The following is a 15,225-nucleotide window of genomic DNA, read 5'->3' on the forward strand; positions in this document are numbered from 1 at the left end:
TCGCGGCAATAACCGATCAGTCAACAAGGAAAGCCAAGATGCGTGCAGTCTGGTACGAACGCTTCGGCACGGCGCGTGACGTGATGACCGCCGGCGAGGTCGAGACGCCGAAGCCCGGCTCGGACGAGGTGCTCGTGCGGCTGGCCTATTCCGGCGTCAATCCCTCGGACGCCAAGGCGCGGGCGGGCACGCGGCCCGGTGTCACCAAGCCGCCGTTTCCGCGAATCATACCCCATTCCGACGGCGCTGGCGTGATCGAGGCGGCGGGCGATGGCGTCGACCCCGCGCGCGTGGGCGAGCGGGTGTGGATCTGGAACGGCCAGTGGCAGCGCCCCTTCGGCACGGCGGCGGAATATATTGCCCTGCCCGAAAACCAGGCGGTTGCGCTGCCCGACGGCGTATCGCTGGATACCGGCGCGACACTGGGCATTCCCGGGCTCACCGCGGCGCAAACCGTGTTCGGCGGCGGCGACGTCGCGGGCCTTACGCTGCTCGTCTCGGGGGGCGCCGGCGCCGTGGGGCACAACGCCGTGCAGCTTGCGAAATGGGGCGGCGCGCGGGTGATCGCCACGGCCTCCGCCTCGGCGGCCGGGCGCGTGCGGGCAGCCGGCGCCGACCATGTCCTCGACTACGCCGACCCGGAGCTTTCCGCCCGGATCATGGATATCACCGATGGCGCCGGCGTGGATCGCGCGGTCGAGGTGGAATTCGGCCGCAACGCGGCGGTTCTGGCCGAGGTGATGGCGCCGCTCGGAACCGTGGCAGCCTATGGGTCGGCCAAGGACATGACCCCCGAACTGCCGTTCGGACCGTTCCTGTTCAAGGCGCTCAAGATCGACATCACGCTGATCTACATCCTCCCCGATGCCGCGCGACAATCGGCGATTGCCCGGCTGCACGCGGCGCTGGCCGACGGGGCGTTCAGCCCCGCGATCGGTGCGCGCTACCCGTTGAACGACTGCGCGGCGGCACAGGACGCGGTTCTGACCCCCGGCCGCGCAGGTGCGGTCCTGCTCGAGATCGGCTGAAGCGCGCAGAATCCTCTAACCGCCCGCCCCGTGCCCTGACAGCCCCGGCCGGGTGATGTGTTTGCGCGCGGCCTCCAGCCCCTGCTCGAACCCTTCGGCATCGCCGTAATCCAAGAACTGCGCGTATTAGGCGTGATGGGCCCCGATGCGCGCCGCGTGCTTGATCGGGCACCAGTAAGCTTCCGTTCGGCCCGCGATTTCCTGAACATAGCCAATCAGCCCGTTGGCATACCCGCAATAGACACAGTTGAGTTTCTGCAAGGCCTTGAGATAGGCGAGGTGATGACGGTCGATGCGAATGAAATCGGCCCGCCTGACCCTTTCGATCCCGTAGACGGGGAAACAGATCCGCTGGTAGACGGTCACGAAAAGATCGAGCATCACGAACGGTATGATCATCGCGTAAATGACCGGCGCCGTGATCAGCACAAGCGGCCGGGTATGGCGCAGAAACGTCGTCAGGCGCACGCGAAAGGCACGGTGCCGTTCACGCACGCCTTCCTCGAACACCACGCGGCCGTTCTCTAACTGGTAACGGAAGTATTCGCTGCGGCGGCGCAGCTCGTCCTCCAGTTCATCCTGAAGCGCGCGGATCCGCTCCAGCAGCTTTTCGGTATCGGTTTTCATCGCGGGGCCCTTGGCGTGGCGCGGGATACCCGGCCCGTCGGGACGGCCCGCGTTGGTCGGGGGATAACATGAAAAAGGGGGCATGCGAAATCTCCGCATGCCCCCCGTTTGCCGCGGTGCCGCCCTGTTTCAGCCGACGGAAACAAGTTCGATCGCGAAGGTCAGGTCCTTGCCCGCAAGCGGGTGGTTGGCGTCGAGGATGACCTGTTCCTCGGTCACTTCGGCCACCGTCACCGGCATCACCTGGCCTTGCGGCGTCTGAACCTGCAGCTGCGTGCCGATGTCGAGCGGGATGTCATCGGGGATGTCGGCGCGCGGCACGGCCTGCTTGGCATCGGGGTCGGGCTGTCCATAGGCCTCGTCGGCAGGCACGTCGACCTGCTTCTTGTCTCCTTCGGTCATACCGGGCAGCGCCGCGTCGAGACCCGGGATGATCTGCCCCGAGCCGACAGTGAATTCCAGCGGCTCGCGCCCCTCGCTGCTGTCGAAGGTGGTGCCGTCCGAAAGCGTGCCGGTATAGTGAATACGTACGGTGTCGCCCGTTTTGACTTCGGTCATGCGTCGTCCAATCTTTGGGGAGTTGAGTTTTCAAGGCCGCGTTCTGCGCGGGTGCTTGGGTGCATCGCCCAAATTTAGCAACGCGCATGATGGATTGCAATCAGAGGGCCGCCAGCCGCGGGGCTCGCAAGGGACTTTCGCGACCGAAAAAGTCGTGACACTGTGCCGTCGAAGGGAGAGTGTCATGCCGATCACAACATGTGTCTTCGATGCCTATGGCACGTTGTTCGACGTGTCCGCGGCCGCCCGGCGCGCCTCCGAAGAGCCGGGGCGCACGGTATTTGCCGAGCATTGGCCGGCAATCGCGGCACACTGGCGGCAGAAGCAGCTGCAATACACATGGCTCCGTGCGGTCATGGGGCAGCACACGGATTTCTGGACCGTTACGCAGGACGGGCTTGACTGGGCGCTGGAGGCTCAGGGGCTTTCAGGCGACACGGAGCTCCGCGAACGGCTCCTGCAGCTCTACCGTGAGCTCGATGCCTACCCCGAAGTGCCGCAGATGCTCGGGACGCTCAGGGAGCACGGCAAGCGCACGGCGATCCTGTCCAACGGAGAGCCCGGGATGCTGCAGGCCGCCGTGGCGTCGGCCGGCCTGGAAAACCTTCTGGATGATGTCTTGTCGGTGGAAAGCGTTGGCATCTTCAAACCCGCCGCGGCGGTCTACGACATGGTCGGCGCGCGTTTCGGCTGCGCGCGGCAGGAGGTGCTTTTCGTTTCTTCCAATGGCTGGGATGCCGCGGCCGCGGCCGGCTACGGCTTCCGGACGGCATGGGTCAACCGTGCGGGCGAGCCGATGGACCGGCTGCCCGCCCACCCCGACACGGTGCTGGACGACCTTAGCGGTATTGCGGGGCTCGCCGCCTGATGCCGCGCTTCACGACCTCCGACGGGCTGACGCTGCATTACGAGGATGACGGGGCCGGACTGCCGGTGCTGTGCCTTTCGGGGCTGACGCGCAACAGCGCGGACTTCACCTATCTGCTGCCACACCTGACCGGCAAACGACTGATTCGACTGGATTACCGCGGGCGCGGGCAGTCGGAGCATGCCGAGGATTACACGACATACAACGTCCTGCGCGAGGGGCAGGACGCGATCGAGCTGCTGGATCACCTCGGAGTGCGGGAGGTCGTGCTGATCGGGACCTCGCGCGGCGGCCTCATCGCCATGGCCCTTGCGGCGACGCACCGGGACCGGCTCGCCGGCGTGGTGCTGAACGATATCGGGCCGGAAGTGGCCGAGGCCGGGCTGGAGCGTATCATGGCATATGTGGGCCGCGAGCCCCCTTACCCCGATCTCGACACCGCGGCCCGGGCCCTGATGGACGGCCATGCCCGGGATTTCCCGGGCGTGCCCTATGCGCGCTGGCGCGAACAGGCCGAGTTCATGTGGTTCGAAAAGCCCGACGGCGGCGTCGGGCTAAGGTATGACCGGCGCCTGCGCGACGCGCTGGTGGGCGAGGCCGGCGCCGGCCATGCCCCTGAGCTGTGGCAGCTCTTCGACGGGCTGGCCGGTCTGCCCGTGGCCTCGATCCGGGGCGAAAACTCGGATCTCTTCAGCGCGGAGACACAACGCCGGATGGCCGAGCGGCACCCCGGGCTCATCGTCGCCACCGTCCCTGACAGGGGCCATGTGCCGTTCCTCGACGAGCCTGCCTCCCTCGCGGCGATACAGGCGGTCATGGAGCAGCTTTCATGACGGATATCAACATGATCCGCGCCGCCGCGGAACGCCTGGAGGGGCATGTGCGCCGCACGCCACTGCTCTGCTCGCCTTTCATCGACGATATCGCGGGCCGCCGCGTTCTGGTGAAGCCCGAATGCCTGCAACACACCGGCAGCTTCAAGTACCGCGGCGGGCGCGCGGCGGTCTCGGCGCTGGACCCCGAGACGCGGGCTAAGGGGGTTATCGCCTATTCCAGCGGGAACCACGCACAAGGCGTGGCCAGGGCCGCGGCCGAGTTCGGCGTGCCCGCCGTGATCGTGATGCCCGACGATGCACCACGTCTCAAGATCGACAATACGCGGGCCCTTGGGGCAGAGGTCGTTCTCTACGACCGGCAAGGCGGCGACTCCCGCGAGAGGCTGGGCGAGGCCATCCGCGCAGAGCGCGGGCTTACGCTGATCAAGCCCTATGACGAGCCGCAGGTCATCGCCGGGCAGGGCACATGCGGGCTGGAAATCGCCGCTCAGGCCCGCGCGGAAGGTATCGAGGCCGCCGACGTACTGGTTTGCTGCGGGGGCGGCGGGCTGACCGCCGGCATCGCGTTGGCGCTGGAGGCCGAGGCGCCGGGTCTGCGCGCCCGCCCGTGCGAGCCGGAGGGGTTCGACGACACCACCCGCTCGCTGGCCTCCGGCCGACGCCAGCGCAACGCGTCGGCAGCGGGCAGCCTCTGCGACGCCATCCTGACGCCCACGCCCGGCGAGATCACGTTTCCCGTGCTCAGGCGGCTTTGCGGGCCGGGGATCGTGGTGAGCGAGAACGAGGTTTTGCGCGCAATGGCGGTTGCCTTCCAGCGGCTGAAGATCGTGGCCGAGCCGGGCGGCGCGGTCGCTCTGGCGGCCGCGCTCTATCACGCCGACGCGCTGACGGGGGATGCCGTGATTTGCACGATCTCGGGGGGCAACGTGGACTCCCGCGTGTTCCAAAGCGCGCTCGACCAAGTGGAAACAGCTGGATAGAGAAACGGCGATATTTTGAAAAGGCGATCTTGAGCGCATGATGATACCATTTTTTTGCCCCGCATCTTTATTTTTCCCAACATCGACACTTGGCTAATCCCGTATCGCGCGCGGCTGTTGCAAGACATGGGCACGGGCCCGCCACGCGGGACCGGTTTTGCCGTTGGGGGCAACAAACTTGAGTCAGATCATGGACAGGCCGCGTCCGATATGGCGCCCTGTCACGCGAACACGCCCGCGGGCGGCAGGCCCGACATGATGCAGGGAGGACCATCATGCGAACACAGGTTGCCATAATCGGCGGGGGGCCGGCCGGTCTCCTGCTATCGCAGCTACTGCACGAAAAGGGGATCGACACGGTCCTGCTTGAAAGGCGGACAAAGGAACATGTCCTGTCGCGCATCCGTGCCGGTGTGCTGGAGACCGGGCTGGCCGATCTCATGCGCGAGGCCGGCGTCGGGGATCGCATGGACCGCGAGGGACAGGTTCACACCGGGGCCACCATCGCGCATGCCGCGGGGTCGGTCCGGATCGACTTCGACGCGCTGACGGGCAAGCATGTGCTCGTCTACGGCCAGACCGAGGTCACGCGCGATCTCTACGACGCGCGGGAGGCGGCCGGCGCGACCACGCTGTTCGAATGCGCGGGGGTGAAACCGCACGACGTTGACAGCGACCAGCCTTTCGTCACGTTCCTGCACGGCGGCAGGATGAACCGTCTTGATTGCGATTTCATCGCCGGCTGTGACGGCTTTCACGGCCCCTGCCGTCAGGCGATCCCCGAGGAGGTGCGCACCGAGTTCGAGAAAACCTATCCGTTCGGCTGGCTGGGTGTGCTGTCCCAGACCCCGCCCGTGGCCGAGGAGTTGATCTACGCCGACTCCGAGCGCGGTTTCGCCCTGTGCTCAATGCGCAACGAAACCCTCAGCCGCTATTACATCCAGTGCCCCCTGTCCGACAGCCCCGAGGACTGGGAGGACGGGATCTTCTGGGACGAGCTCAAGCGGAGACTGCCGGGCGAGGTGGCCGAAAAACTGGTCACCGGCCCCTCCATCGAGAAATCCATCGCCCCGCTGCGCTCTTTCGTGTGCGAACCGATGCGGTGGGGGCGGTTGTTCCTGTGCGGCGACGCCGCGCACATCGTGCCACCCACGGGGGCCAAGGGGCTGAACACGGCGGCAAGCGACGTCAACTATCTCTACCGTGCAATGGTGCGCTATTACGAGGACGGCGATACGGAAGGTCTGGACCGGTATTCACAGACCGCGCTGGAACGCATCTGGAAGGTCGAACGGTTCAGCTGGTGGATGACCGCGCTCTTGCACCGCTTCCCCGAGCAGTCCGACTTCGACCTGCGGATGCGGCGGGCAGAGTTCGACTTCCTGTCCGACAGCACCGCGGCCCAGAAAGCCCTGGCCGAGAATTACGTGGGCCTGCCCTACTAGCGCGCCTGCATTGCCTTGCGCCGTGACGCGGCGCGCGTCACAGTCGGTCATCGGGGACGATGCAAGGTGCGCGCGATGGCTGAGCTGACACTGGACGACGTGACGCTGCATTACCGGGAGGACGGCGAACCGGACGGGGCGCCGGTCGTCTTCGCGAATTCTCTGGGCACTGACCTGCATCTGTGGGACGCCGTGCTGCCCCATCTGCCCCACGGCCTGCGCCTCATCCGGTACGACAAGCGCGGACACGGCCACAGCTCGGTTCCGCCGGCGCCTTACGCCATGGGCGCGCTCGTGCGCGATGCCGAGGCGCTGCTCGATCACCTCGGCGTACGCGACGCCGTCTTTGTCGGGCTGTCGATCGGCGGGATGATCGGCCAGGGGCTGGCGGTCAAGCGGCACGACCAGATCCGCGCGCTGGTGCTGTCCAACACCGCGGCCAAGATCGGAACCAAGCGGATGTGGCAGGACCGGATCGACACGGTGCGGGACGGCGGGATCGCGGCGCTAGCCGAGGCGGTGCTTGCGCGCTGGTTCTCGCGCGATTTCCTCGCCAAGGGCGAGGTGACAACCTGGCATGACATGCTGGTGGGAACGCAGCCCGAAGGCTATATCGGGTGCTGCGCCGCGATCGCCGGCACCGATTTCTATACCCCCACCAGCGGCCTGCGGCTCCCGGTTCTCGGCATTGCCGGATCAGAGGACGGCGCGACGCCCCCCGACCTCGTCCGCGAAACGGTCGAGCTGGTACCCGGCTCGAAGTTCCGCCTCATGCGAAGGGCGGGTCACCTGCCCTGCGTGGAACGCCCCGAGGAATATGCGCAGGTGCTGGCGGGCTTCCTGCGCGAAATCGGCCACGTATAGCCCGATGGCCGGAGCGGACGGGCGCGGCCCGCGCGGCCCGCGATCCGGACCAGGGCTGAACACGGCGCATGAACCGCGGGGGTTTGCCCTTGAATACAGGAGAGAATCGCGGTCAGGCTAGCCGCAACAGCAAGGAGGGAGCCATGCGCAAGATCAGGGCGGCGGTTTGCCACGCCTTCGGCGAACCGCTCGTCGTAGAGGAGGTTCAGCTGCGCGCACCGCGCACGGGCGAGATCGAGGTGACGCTGGACGCGGTGGCCATCTGCCACTCCGACATCTCCTATGCCGAAGGGGCGTGGGGCGGCACGCTGCCGGCCGTTTACGGGCACGAGGCCGCGGGGACGGTCAGCGCCGTGGGCGCGGGCGTGACGGGCCTGGCCGTGGGGGATGCTGTCGTCGTGACGCTCATCCGGGCCTGCGGACAATGCCCGAGCTGCAGCGCCGGGCGGCCGACCGGGTGCGAGGCGCCCCCCGACGATGACGGCCCCCTGAGAACCGCCGATGGCGGCGCGTTGCATCAGGCCATGTCCTGCGGGGCGTTCGCGGAAAAGGTTGTCATTGACCAGAGCCAGGTCGTGAAGATCCCGGACGGGATGCCGCGGGACCGGGCCTGCCTGCTGGCCTGCGGCGTCATTACCGGCATCGGCGCTGTCGTGAACGCCGCCGGGCTCAGGCCCGGCCAGGACGTGGTCGTGATCGGCGCTGGCGGCGTGGGGCTCAACGCGATCCAGGGCGCGCGCATCGCTGGCGCGCGCCGGATCGTGGCGGTGGACATGAGCGCCGAGAAGCTGGCCGCCGCAAGCGAGTTCGGCGCGACGGACGGGGTTCTGGCCACCGAAGAGACGCCCTGGCGCGCAGCCAAGCAGGAAATCGGTCGCGGCGCGGACGCGGTGATCGTGACGGTAGGCGCCATTGCGGCCTACGAGCAGGCGCCGCGCTACCTTGCCGCGGGGGGGCGTGTCGTCATGGTGGGGATGCCCCATTCCGGCGACACGGCGCGCTACGAACCCGTGAACTTCGCCGCCACCGGGCAGGGCATGATCGGGTCCAAGATGGGCGAGGTGGTCATCAAGCGCGACATCCCGTGGATGATCGACCTCTATGATCAGGGGCGGCTCAAGCTCGATGAACTGATCTCGACCCGCTGGCGGCTCGACCAGATCAACGACGCGATCGCGGACACCAACACCGGGAGCGCGCGGCGCAACGTCATCGTGTTCGACGAATGAACGGGCGCATGACCAGACCACACCCAGGGGGCCCGAGCGCATGAAACTGCAGGATCTCGACATCATCGTCACGTCGCCACCCGCGCCAGGCTGGGGGGGACGCTACTGGATTCTCGTCAAGCTGACCACCGATGACGGCATCACCGGCTGGGGCGAATGCTATGCCGCCTCGGTGGGGCCGGCCGCCATGCGCGCCGTCGTCGAGGACGTGTTCGCACGCCACATGCAGGGGGAAAACCCCGAGAACATCGAGCTGATGTTCCGCCGCGCCTATTCGAGCGGCTTCACGCAGCGCCCCGACCTCACGGTCATCGGCGCGTTTTCAGGGCTGGAAATCGCGTGCTGGGACATTCTGGGCAAGGCGCGTGGACGGCCCGTCTGGGCGATGCTGGGGGGCCGCGTCAACGACCGCATCCGTGCCTATTCCTATCTCTACCCCCTGCCCCGCCACACCCTCGCCGATTTCTGGACATCGCCCGAGATGGCCGCCGAAAGCGCGGCGGACTGCGTGGCGCGCGGGTACACGGCGGTCAAGTTCGACCCGGCGGGGCCCTACACAATGCGCGGCGGGCACATGCCGGCTATGTCGGACATCACGAGGTCTGTGGATTTCTGCCGCGCCGTGCGCGAGGCGGTGGGCGACAGGGCCGACCTGCTCTTCGGCACGCACGGCCAGTTCACGACGGCCGGGGCGGTCCGTCTCGGCCAGGCGCTGGAGCCGTACTCTCCGCTTTGGTTCGAGGAGCCCGTGCCACCCGATAGTGTCGGGCAGATGGCGCAGGTGGCCGCGCGGGTGCGCATCCCCGTGGCCACGGGGGAAAGGCTGAGCACCAAGGCCGAGTTCGCCCCGGTGCTGCGGGAGGGCGCGGCGGCCATCCTCCAGCCCGCCCTTGGCCGCGCCGGCGGGATCTGGGAAACCAAGAAGATCGCCGCGATGGCCGAGGTCTATAACGCCCAGATGGCGCCGCATCTTTATGCCGGTCCAGTGGAATGGGCGGCCAATGTGCATCTCGCCGCCTCCATCCCGAACCTGCTGATGTGCGAGACGATCGAGACGGAATTTCACGACCGCCTGATTGGTGGGGCGCTCCGGGTGGAGAACGGTTTCATCCCCGTGCCGGACGCGCCTGGCCTTGGCATCGAGGTGGACGAGGCACTTGCCCGCGCCAACCCGTACGAGAGTGACGGGCTGCACCTGGAGATGCAGGAAGCACCGTGCGACTATGTCAACGGCAACAGCTTTGCCGGGGGCGCACCGCCCGACACGGCGTAGCATGGCGGCCAGAACGTGTCGTTTCCTCAATGCCTTACGGCAGGAACATCAACCAGACCCAGGCCGTCAGGATGGTCAGCGCCGTGCCCAGCAGCACGGTCGTCGCGGCAACCCGCTTGGCCCGGCCGTACATGCTGGCAAAGATATAGCTGTTGACCCCCGGCGCCATCGCCGCCGTCAGCACCGCCGACCGCGTGGCCTCGGCCGACAGGTTCAACGAGATGCCAAGAAGCCGCGTGATCCCCGGATGGATGACCAGCGCGACAAGGCAGATGTAAAGCACCACGCGCAGGTCGCCCTCCGGGCGGTAACTGACCAGCACGCCCCCCAGACCGAAGAGTGCCGCAGGCAGCGCGGCCCGCACCATCAGGTCAAGCCCGTCGTTCAGCACGGCCGGAAGGGCGATGCCGGACAGGTTGACAGCGAACCCCGCCGCGATCCCCAGAATGAGGGCATTGGAAAACATGGCACGCAGCACCTGCATCACAACCGCGTGGCCGGCCTGCCCCCGCGCCCGGACGATCTCCATGGCCGAAATCCCGATCCCGTAGCAAAAGGGCGAGTGCAAGGCGATGATGGCATAATTGGCCTGAAGCGCGTCCGGACCATAGGCGCGCTCCGTCAGCGGCAGGCCAAGAAGCACCGAGTTGGAGAACAGGCAGCAGAACCCTATGGCGACCGCGTCCTCCCACGGGCGCGAGAAAAGCCAGCGCGCGCCCCACAGGCCCATCAGGAACCCGCCCAGCGCCCCCGTGTAGAAGCTTGTCAGCAGTCGCCAGTCGAAGCTCTGGCCGAGATCAAGGCGCGCGATGGCAGTAAAGAGCAGGCAGGGAATGGCAAATGTCTGCGTGAAACGCATGAGTCCGTCCACGCCAGCCTGCGAGAACCAGCCGCGCCAGACCGCGACATAGCCGAAACCGATGACGAGAAAGACCGGCAGGACGACATCAAGAAGCGCCTGCAAAACCCTCAGTCCGCGTAAGAAATCACCATGCCGTCATAGGCCGGGGTGACATGGTCGGGGGTTTCGTCGGCCACGGTCTGGTAATCGAGGTCGATATGCATGTTGGTCAGCACCGCACGGCGCGGCCGGGCCTGTGCGATCCATTCCAGCGACTTGTCGAGATGGGCATGGGTGGGGTGCGGTGTACGGCGCAGCGCATCCAGCACCCAGCAATCGAGTCCTTCCAGCAGCGGCCAGCTGTCGCGCGGTATTTCGACCACGTCCGGCATGTAGGCGAGATCACCAATCCGGAATCCCAGCGCGTCGATCGTGCCATGCTGCACGCGCACGGGTCGAAAGGTCAACGCCCCGCCTGCCCCTTCGATGGTGACATCGCCATTTATGGTGTGCATCTCCAGAATCGGTGGATAAGGCGACCCTTCAGGTTGCATGAATGCATATCCGAACCGGGAATACAGCGTATTCTGCGTGTCCCCGTCCGCCCAGACGGGCACACGCTGGCGCATGTTGAAAACGATCATGCGCAAATCATCGAGGCCGTGCACGTGATCGGCGTGATCGTGTGTATAGATCACGGCATCGAGCGTCCCGACGCCGGCCCCCAGAAGCTGGCTGCGCAGGTCGGGAGAGGTGTCTATCAGAACCCGCGTCGTGCCTTCCTCGCCCTCGCGCTCAACCAGCATCGAGCAGCGGCGGCGGTAGTTCCTTGGGTTCCCGGGGTCGCAATCGCCCCAGTTGTTGCCAAGCCGCGGGACCCCGCCGGAGGAGCCGCACCCGAGTATGGTGAACCGTGTCTGCCCCATCACGCCACCGCCTTGCTGAACAGCCGGTTGAAGTTCGCCTGCGTTTGCGCGGCGAACGCCGGCCAGTCGAGGCCGAACACCTCCGCGCCGACCTTTGCCGTATGCACGGTGTAGGCGGGTTCGTTGCGTTTGCCGCGATACGGGGGCGGCGCGAGGTAGGGCGCATCCGTTTCCACCAGTATTCGGTCGATCGGCGCCGTGGCGAAAATATCGCGCAACTCCCGGCTCTTGGGAAAGGCCGCGATACCGGACATGGACAGGTAGAACCCCAGCTCCAGCGCCGCCCGCGCCAGCGCCGCCCCGGAGGAAAAGCAATGCATGACACAGCCGTAGGCGCCGTTTTGATATTCCTCGCCGAGGATGCGGGCCATGTCCTCGTCCGCGTCGCGGGCATGGATGATGAGCGGCAGGCCGGTCTCGCGCGCGGCGGCGATGTGGACACGCAGGCTCTCCTGCTGTTTCTCCGCGCTGTCGGCAGTGTAGTGGTAGTCCAGTCCCGACTCCCCGATCCCGACGAACTTAGGGTGCCGGGCAAGTTTCACCAGCTCGTCCACCGTCGCCAGCGGCTCCTCTGCGGCGCTCATCGGGTGCGTTCCGGCCGCGTAGTAGACAGGGTCATACGATTCCGCGATGGCGCGCACCCGGGGTTCGTTCCGCAGCTTGGTGCAGATCGTCACCATGCGGGTCACGCCCGCCTCGACCGCGCGCGCCACCACGGCGTCCCGTTCATCGTCGAAAGTGTCGAAATCCAGGTGGCAGTGGCTGTCGGTAATCTCGACGGTATCGGACATGAAACCTCAGGCTGTGGCACAGGATTGCAGCTTGAAGACCGTATCTAGGACGAGCGCGGCCGGGTCAAGGTTCACCGCCCGCCCGTGGCGCGCACGCGCCCCGATCTGCTGTGCAAGGTCCGCCCAGGCACGGGCGCGATCCGGACCCGGCGCCAAACGGGCCAGAATTTCCGCCTCCCCCGGCGCGGCCTCGGGCGGTGGCGCGCCGGTTGCGCCGGTGCGGGCAAGCCGGGCAAGCAGAAGGTCGGTCAGCCCGAACAGCAGGTCGAGCCGCTCCTCTGCCCCGCGCGCGGCGGCTGCCTCGGCCAGCGCGATTGCACGCGGACGGTCCAGAGCAGGCAAGCCGCGGACGATGGTCAGCAACTCGTCATAAAGTTCCAGCCCGCCGAGATTGACAAGCCGGACAGCCTCGCCGGCCGATCCGCCGGACAGCTCGGCCAATGCCGTGGCCCGCGCGCCGGCCTCTACCCCCGCCTGGTCCAGCGCCGCCTCCAGATCGGGCGGCGACAGCGGTTCCAGCCGCAGATCCCGGCAACGCGAACGGATCGTGGGCAACAGCCTGGAGGGCTGGTGAGACACCAGCAGCAGGACGGTGCGCGCCGGCGGCTCCTCCAGCATCTTCAGCAGGGCATTCGCAGCCGCGGTGTTCAACTCGTCGGCGCTGTCGACGATCACGACCCGGCGACCGCCATCCGCCGCGCTGAGATTGATGAAACTGGCAAGCTCGCGCACCTCGCTCACGCGGATATCGCGGGAAAACCGCCCCTCCCGCCGGTTCTTTTCGCGCTCGGCGTCGGTGCTGCCCGCACCGCCCCGGCGCACGACGTACAACCCGGGCTCCGACAGGGACAGAACGCGGCGCGCCACCGGATGCTCGGGCGGGACATCCAGCGTGTCGGGCGGGGGCGGCGTATCACCGAACAACCCGCTATCCTCCGTTTCAGGCGTCGCAAGAAGGAACCGCGCGATACGCCAGGCCAGCGTGGCCTTGCCCACCCCCCTTGGCCCCGTCAGCAGCCACGCGTGATGCAACCGGCCAGAGCGGTAGGCATCGAGGAAGGCCGTCTCGGACCGGCGCTGGCCATAAAGGACGCCCGCGGCGCGCGGATGCGGCGCGCCCTCGATCCTGTCGGGTTCCGGGGCAGTCTCGTCCATCATTCGAGACACGAGGATACGACGGTGCGGATATCGGCGGCAACCTCATCCACGGGGCGTGCGCCGTCGATGATCCTGAACCGTTCCGGACACGCATATGCAAGCTGCAGGAACCCCTCGCGGAGCGTCTGCTGCAGCTCCACCCCGAACGACTCGAACCGTTCCTCGCCGCCGCGACGCCCGAGCGCCCGCTCCAGACCGGTTGCCGGGTCGATATCGACCACAAGCGTGAGGTCGGGTTCACGGCCGATCATCAGCTCGTGGAGCCGGTCGACAAGCACCCGAAGATCAGCCCCGCGCAACCCTTGGTACATGCGCGTGCTGTCTGCGAAACGGTCGCAGATGACCACCTGTCCGGCGGCGAGCGCCGGCGTGATGACCTTTTCGAGATGATCGCGGCGCGCGGCCGTGAACAACAGGATTTCCGTCTCCGGCGACCAGCGATCGCTCTCTCCCTCAAGCAGCAGCTTGCGTATCTCCTCGGCCCCCGGGCTGCCGCCCGGTTCGCGCGTCAGCACCACCTCGACGCCCTGCCCTTGCAACGCCTCGGCCAGACGGCGGGCCTGCGTGGACTTGCCCGAGCCATCGATGCCTTCGAACGAGACGAACAGGCCGGAGCCGCTCAAAGCTGCCCCTCGGGGCCGCGCCGCAACCGTTCGAGCAGGATCTCCGAAACGGTCCTGAGCCGCACGAGGAACCCGCCGGGTGCGACGTCGTCAGAGGCATAGAGCGGCACGCTCTTCTCCGGCAGGCCCTTTGGGGAGAACACCAGCTTTGCCAGTTCGTCGCCCTTGCTCACCGGGGCGCGCACGGGACCGGTATACACCACCTGCCCCTCCAGCGTGTCGCCGCCCAGAACGGGCACCAGCGCCCGCACCTCCTCGGCCGGGGCAAGGCCGACACTGGGCTTTGCCCCCATCCAGACATCCGCGCTGGCCACGTCGGTGCCGGCCTTGACGAGGGATTTCTCGGCGAACTGGCGGAATCCCCATGTCAGCAGCGCCTCTGCCTCCTCGGCCCGCTGGCGCGCGGTGTCGAGCCCCGAAAGAACGATGATGATGCGCCGTCCATCCTGTTCGGCCGACCCGACCAGCCCGTAGCCCGCCCGTTGGGTATGCCCCGTCTTGAGCCCGTCCGCGCCGATACCGAGGCGCAAAAGCGGGTTGCGGTTCTGCGTATTCTGCGGCGCGCGGCCGTCGAACGCGAACTCGGTTTCGGCGAACATCGGGTAGAACTCGGGAAAATCCTCGATGATCCGGCGCGCCAGCAGCGCGAGGTCGCGAACGCTCATCCTGTGGCCGGGGGCGGGCCAGCCGTTGGAATTCTTGAAGGTGGAGTTCGTCAGGCCGATCTGCTGGGCGCGCCGTGTCATGTAACGGGCAAAGCCGGCCTCGGTGCCGTCCGGGCTCAGCGCCTCTGCCAGCACCGCGCAGGCGTCATTGCCCGACAGCACGATAATCCCGCGAAGCAGGTCCTCCACCGTCACCCGGTCGGTGGTGTCAAGGAACATCGTCGAGCCGCCGTAGCTCATGGCGTGCTCCGACACGGGCAGCTTCTCGTCCAGCGACAGCCGACCGTCGCGGATCGCCTCGAAGGTCACGTAGAGCGTCATCAGCTTGGACATCGAGGCCGGCGGCAGCGGCGCATCGGCATTCTTGGACAAAAGCACCGTGTCGGTCGTGATGTCCACGACGAACGCCGCCTTGGCGCTGGACTCGAACGCCCGCACCGGCAGCATCATCACGGCGAGCAGGAGGAACGAGGCAAGCAGCCTTGAAAGGAAACGGATCATTTGGGTTCACGC

The 15,225-nt window shown here is 67.0% G+C and carries 16 protein-coding genes; 8 read left to right on the plus strand and 8 right to left on the minus strand.

The annotated features are described in order from the left end of the window. Nucleotides 1-38: 38 nt before the first annotated feature. Complete coding sequence (locus ACH13J_RS00585; RefSeq protein ID WP_397541361.1) at nt 39-1,028, plus strand: zinc-binding dehydrogenase; 990 nt, start codon at nt 39-41, stop codon at nt 1,026-1,028. Nucleotides 1,029-1,154: 126 nt separating this feature from the next. On the opposite strand, the gene ACH13J_RS00590 is transcribed toward ACH13J_RS00585, so the two are convergent. Continuing rightward, the gene (locus ACH13J_RS00590) at nt 1,155-1,739 is read right to left on the minus strand and encodes a hypothetical protein (protein WP_397541362.1); all 585 of its coding nucleotides are present in this window, start codon (nt 1,737-1,739) and stop codon (nt 1,155-1,157) included. 45 nt (nt 1,740-1,784) lie between these two features. Then, entirely contained in the window at nt 1,785-2,213 is a 429-nt protein-coding gene (locus ACH13J_RS00595) for an FKBP-type peptidyl-prolyl cis-trans isomerase (protein ID WP_397541363.1), read from the minus strand. 184 nt (nt 2,214-2,397) lie between these two features. On the opposite strand from ACH13J_RS00595, the gene ACH13J_RS00600 reads away from it, so the two are divergent. From ACH13J_RS00600 to ACH13J_RS00630, 7 genes are all read left to right on the plus strand, one after another. Continuing rightward, the gene (locus ACH13J_RS00600) at nt 2,398-3,081 is read left to right on the plus strand and encodes a haloacid dehalogenase type II (protein WP_397541364.1); all 684 of its coding nucleotides are present in this window, start codon (nt 2,398-2,400) and stop codon (nt 3,079-3,081) included. Next, on the plus strand, nt 3,081-3,914 hold the full coding sequence (locus ACH13J_RS00605; RefSeq protein WP_397541365.1) for an alpha/beta fold hydrolase: 834 nt from the start codon (nt 3,081-3,083) through the stop codon (nt 3,912-3,914). Before ACH13J_RS00600 ends, ACH13J_RS00605 begins: the two co-directional genes overlap by 1 nt. Continuing rightward, nucleotides 3,911-4,897 (plus strand): pyridoxal-phosphate dependent enzyme, encoded by a 987-nt coding sequence (locus ACH13J_RS00610; RefSeq protein WP_397541366.1) that lies wholly within the window; start codon nt 3,911-3,913, stop codon nt 4,895-4,897. The genes ACH13J_RS00605 and ACH13J_RS00610 overlap by 4 nt, the downstream gene beginning before the upstream one ends. A 275-nt stretch (nt 4,898-5,172) precedes the next feature. After that, nucleotides 5,173-6,342, plus strand: a complete 1,170-nt coding sequence (gene pobA / locus ACH13J_RS00615; protein WP_397541367.1) for a 4-hydroxybenzoate 3-monooxygenase — start codon at nt 5,173-5,175, stop codon at nt 6,340-6,342. A 75-nt stretch (nt 6,343-6,417) separates the two neighbouring features. Further along, entirely contained in the window at nt 6,418-7,206 is a 789-nt protein-coding gene (gene pcaD, locus ACH13J_RS00620) for a 3-oxoadipate enol-lactonase (protein WP_397541368.1), read from the plus strand. Nucleotides 7,207-7,349: 143 nt separating this feature from the next. Next, nucleotides 7,350-8,435, plus strand: a complete 1,086-nt coding sequence (locus ACH13J_RS00625; RefSeq protein ID WP_397541369.1) for a Zn-dependent alcohol dehydrogenase — start codon at nt 7,350-7,352, stop codon at nt 8,433-8,435. Nucleotides 8,436-8,475: 40 nt separating this feature from the next. Beyond that, on the plus strand, nt 8,476-9,708 hold the full coding sequence (locus ACH13J_RS00630; protein WP_397541370.1) for an enolase C-terminal domain-like protein: 1,233 nt from the start codon (nt 8,476-8,478) through the stop codon (nt 9,706-9,708). 34 nt (nt 9,709-9,742) lie between these two features. Here the strand turns inward: ACH13J_RS00630 and ACH13J_RS00635 are convergent, their stop codons facing one another. Genes ACH13J_RS00635 through ACH13J_RS00660 form a run of 6 tightly spaced genes read right to left on the minus strand, consistent with a single transcriptional unit; the run spans nt 9,743 to nt 15,213 of the window. Continuing rightward, a complete protein-coding gene (locus ACH13J_RS00635; protein WP_397541371.1) occupies nt 9,743-10,672 on the minus strand; it encodes an AEC family transporter in 930 nt (309 codons plus the stop codon). Nucleotides 10,673-10,677: 5 nt separating this feature from the next. Beyond that, nucleotides 10,678-11,475 carry an MBL fold metallo-hydrolase gene (locus tag ACH13J_RS00640; RefSeq protein ID WP_397541372.1) on the minus strand — a complete coding sequence of 266 codons (798 nt, stop codon included), beginning with the start codon at nt 11,473-11,475 and terminating at the stop codon, nt 10,678-10,680. Beyond that, the gene (locus tag ACH13J_RS00645; RefSeq protein ID WP_397541373.1) at nt 11,475-12,266 is read right to left on the minus strand and encodes a TatD family hydrolase; all 792 of its coding nucleotides are present in this window, start codon (nt 12,264-12,266) and stop codon (nt 11,475-11,477) included. Before ACH13J_RS00645 ends, ACH13J_RS00640 begins: the two co-directional genes overlap by 1 nt. A 6-nt stretch (nt 12,267-12,272) precedes the next feature. Beyond that, a complete protein-coding gene (locus tag ACH13J_RS00650) occupies nt 12,273-13,424 on the minus strand; it encodes a DNA polymerase III subunit delta' (protein WP_397541374.1) in 1,152 nt (383 codons plus the stop codon). Beyond that, nucleotides 13,421-14,047, minus strand: coding sequence for a dTMP kinase (gene tmk / locus ACH13J_RS00655; protein ID WP_397541375.1), 627 nt, complete (start codon nt 14,045-14,047; stop codon nt 13,421-13,423). The genes ACH13J_RS00650 and tmk overlap by 4 nt, the downstream gene beginning before the upstream one ends. Beyond that, nucleotides 14,044-15,213, minus strand: coding sequence for a serine hydrolase (locus ACH13J_RS00660; protein ID WP_397541376.1), 1,170 nt, complete (start codon nt 15,211-15,213; stop codon nt 14,044-14,046). Before ACH13J_RS00660 ends, tmk begins: the two co-directional genes overlap by 4 nt. Nucleotides 15,214-15,225 lie beyond the last annotated feature (12 nt).

The organism is Roseovarius salis (assembly GCF_044472985.1).
Taxonomy (GTDB): domain Bacteria; phylum Pseudomonadota; class Alphaproteobacteria; order Rhodobacterales; family Rhodobacteraceae; genus Roseovarius; species Roseovarius salis.

Coding starts and splice junctions, on each gene's coding strand:
- ACH13J_RS00610 (WP_397541366.1), top strand. CDS start 3,911: ATGACGGATATCAACATGATCCGCGCCGCCGCGGAACGCCTGGAGGGG.
- ACH13J_RS00590 (WP_397541362.1), bottom strand. CDS start 1,739: ATGCCCCCTTTTTCATGTTATCCCCCGACCAACGCGGGCCGTCCCGAC.
- pcaD (WP_397541368.1), top strand. CDS start 6,418: ATGGCTGAGCTGACACTGGACGACGTGACGCTGCATTACCGGGAGGAC.
- ACH13J_RS00595 (WP_397541363.1), bottom strand. CDS start 2,213: ATGACCGAAGTCAAAACGGGCGACACCGTACGTATTCACTATACCGGC.
- ACH13J_RS00600 (WP_397541364.1), top strand. CDS start 2,398: ATGCCGATCACAACATGTGTCTTCGATGCCTATGGCACGTTGTTCGAC.
- ACH13J_RS00625 (WP_397541369.1), top strand. CDS start 7,350: ATGCGCAAGATCAGGGCGGCGGTTTGCCACGCCTTCGGCGAACCGCTC.
- ACH13J_RS00640 (WP_397541372.1), bottom strand. CDS start 11,475: ATGGGGCAGACACGGTTCACCATACTCGGGTGCGGCTCCTCCGGCGGG.
- ACH13J_RS00585 (WP_397541361.1), top strand. CDS start 39: ATGCGTGCAGTCTGGTACGAACGCTTCGGCACGGCGCGTGACGTGATG.
- ACH13J_RS00605 (WP_397541365.1), top strand. CDS start 3,081: ATGCCGCGCTTCACGACCTCCGACGGGCTGACGCTGCATTACGAGGAT.
- ACH13J_RS00650 (WP_397541374.1), bottom strand. CDS start 13,424: ATGATGGACGAGACTGCCCCGGAACCCGACAGGATCGAGGGCGCGCCG.
- ACH13J_RS00630 (WP_397541370.1), top strand. CDS start 8,476: ATGAAACTGCAGGATCTCGACATCATCGTCACGTCGCCACCCGCGCCA.
- ACH13J_RS00660 (WP_397541376.1), bottom strand. CDS start 15,213: ATGATCCGTTTCCTTTCAAGGCTGCTTGCCTCGTTCCTCCTGCTCGCC.
- pobA (WP_397541367.1), top strand. CDS start 5,173: ATGCGAACACAGGTTGCCATAATCGGCGGGGGGCCGGCCGGTCTCCTG.
- ACH13J_RS00645 (WP_397541373.1), bottom strand. CDS start 12,266: ATGTCCGATACCGTCGAGATTACCGACAGCCACTGCCACCTGGATTTC.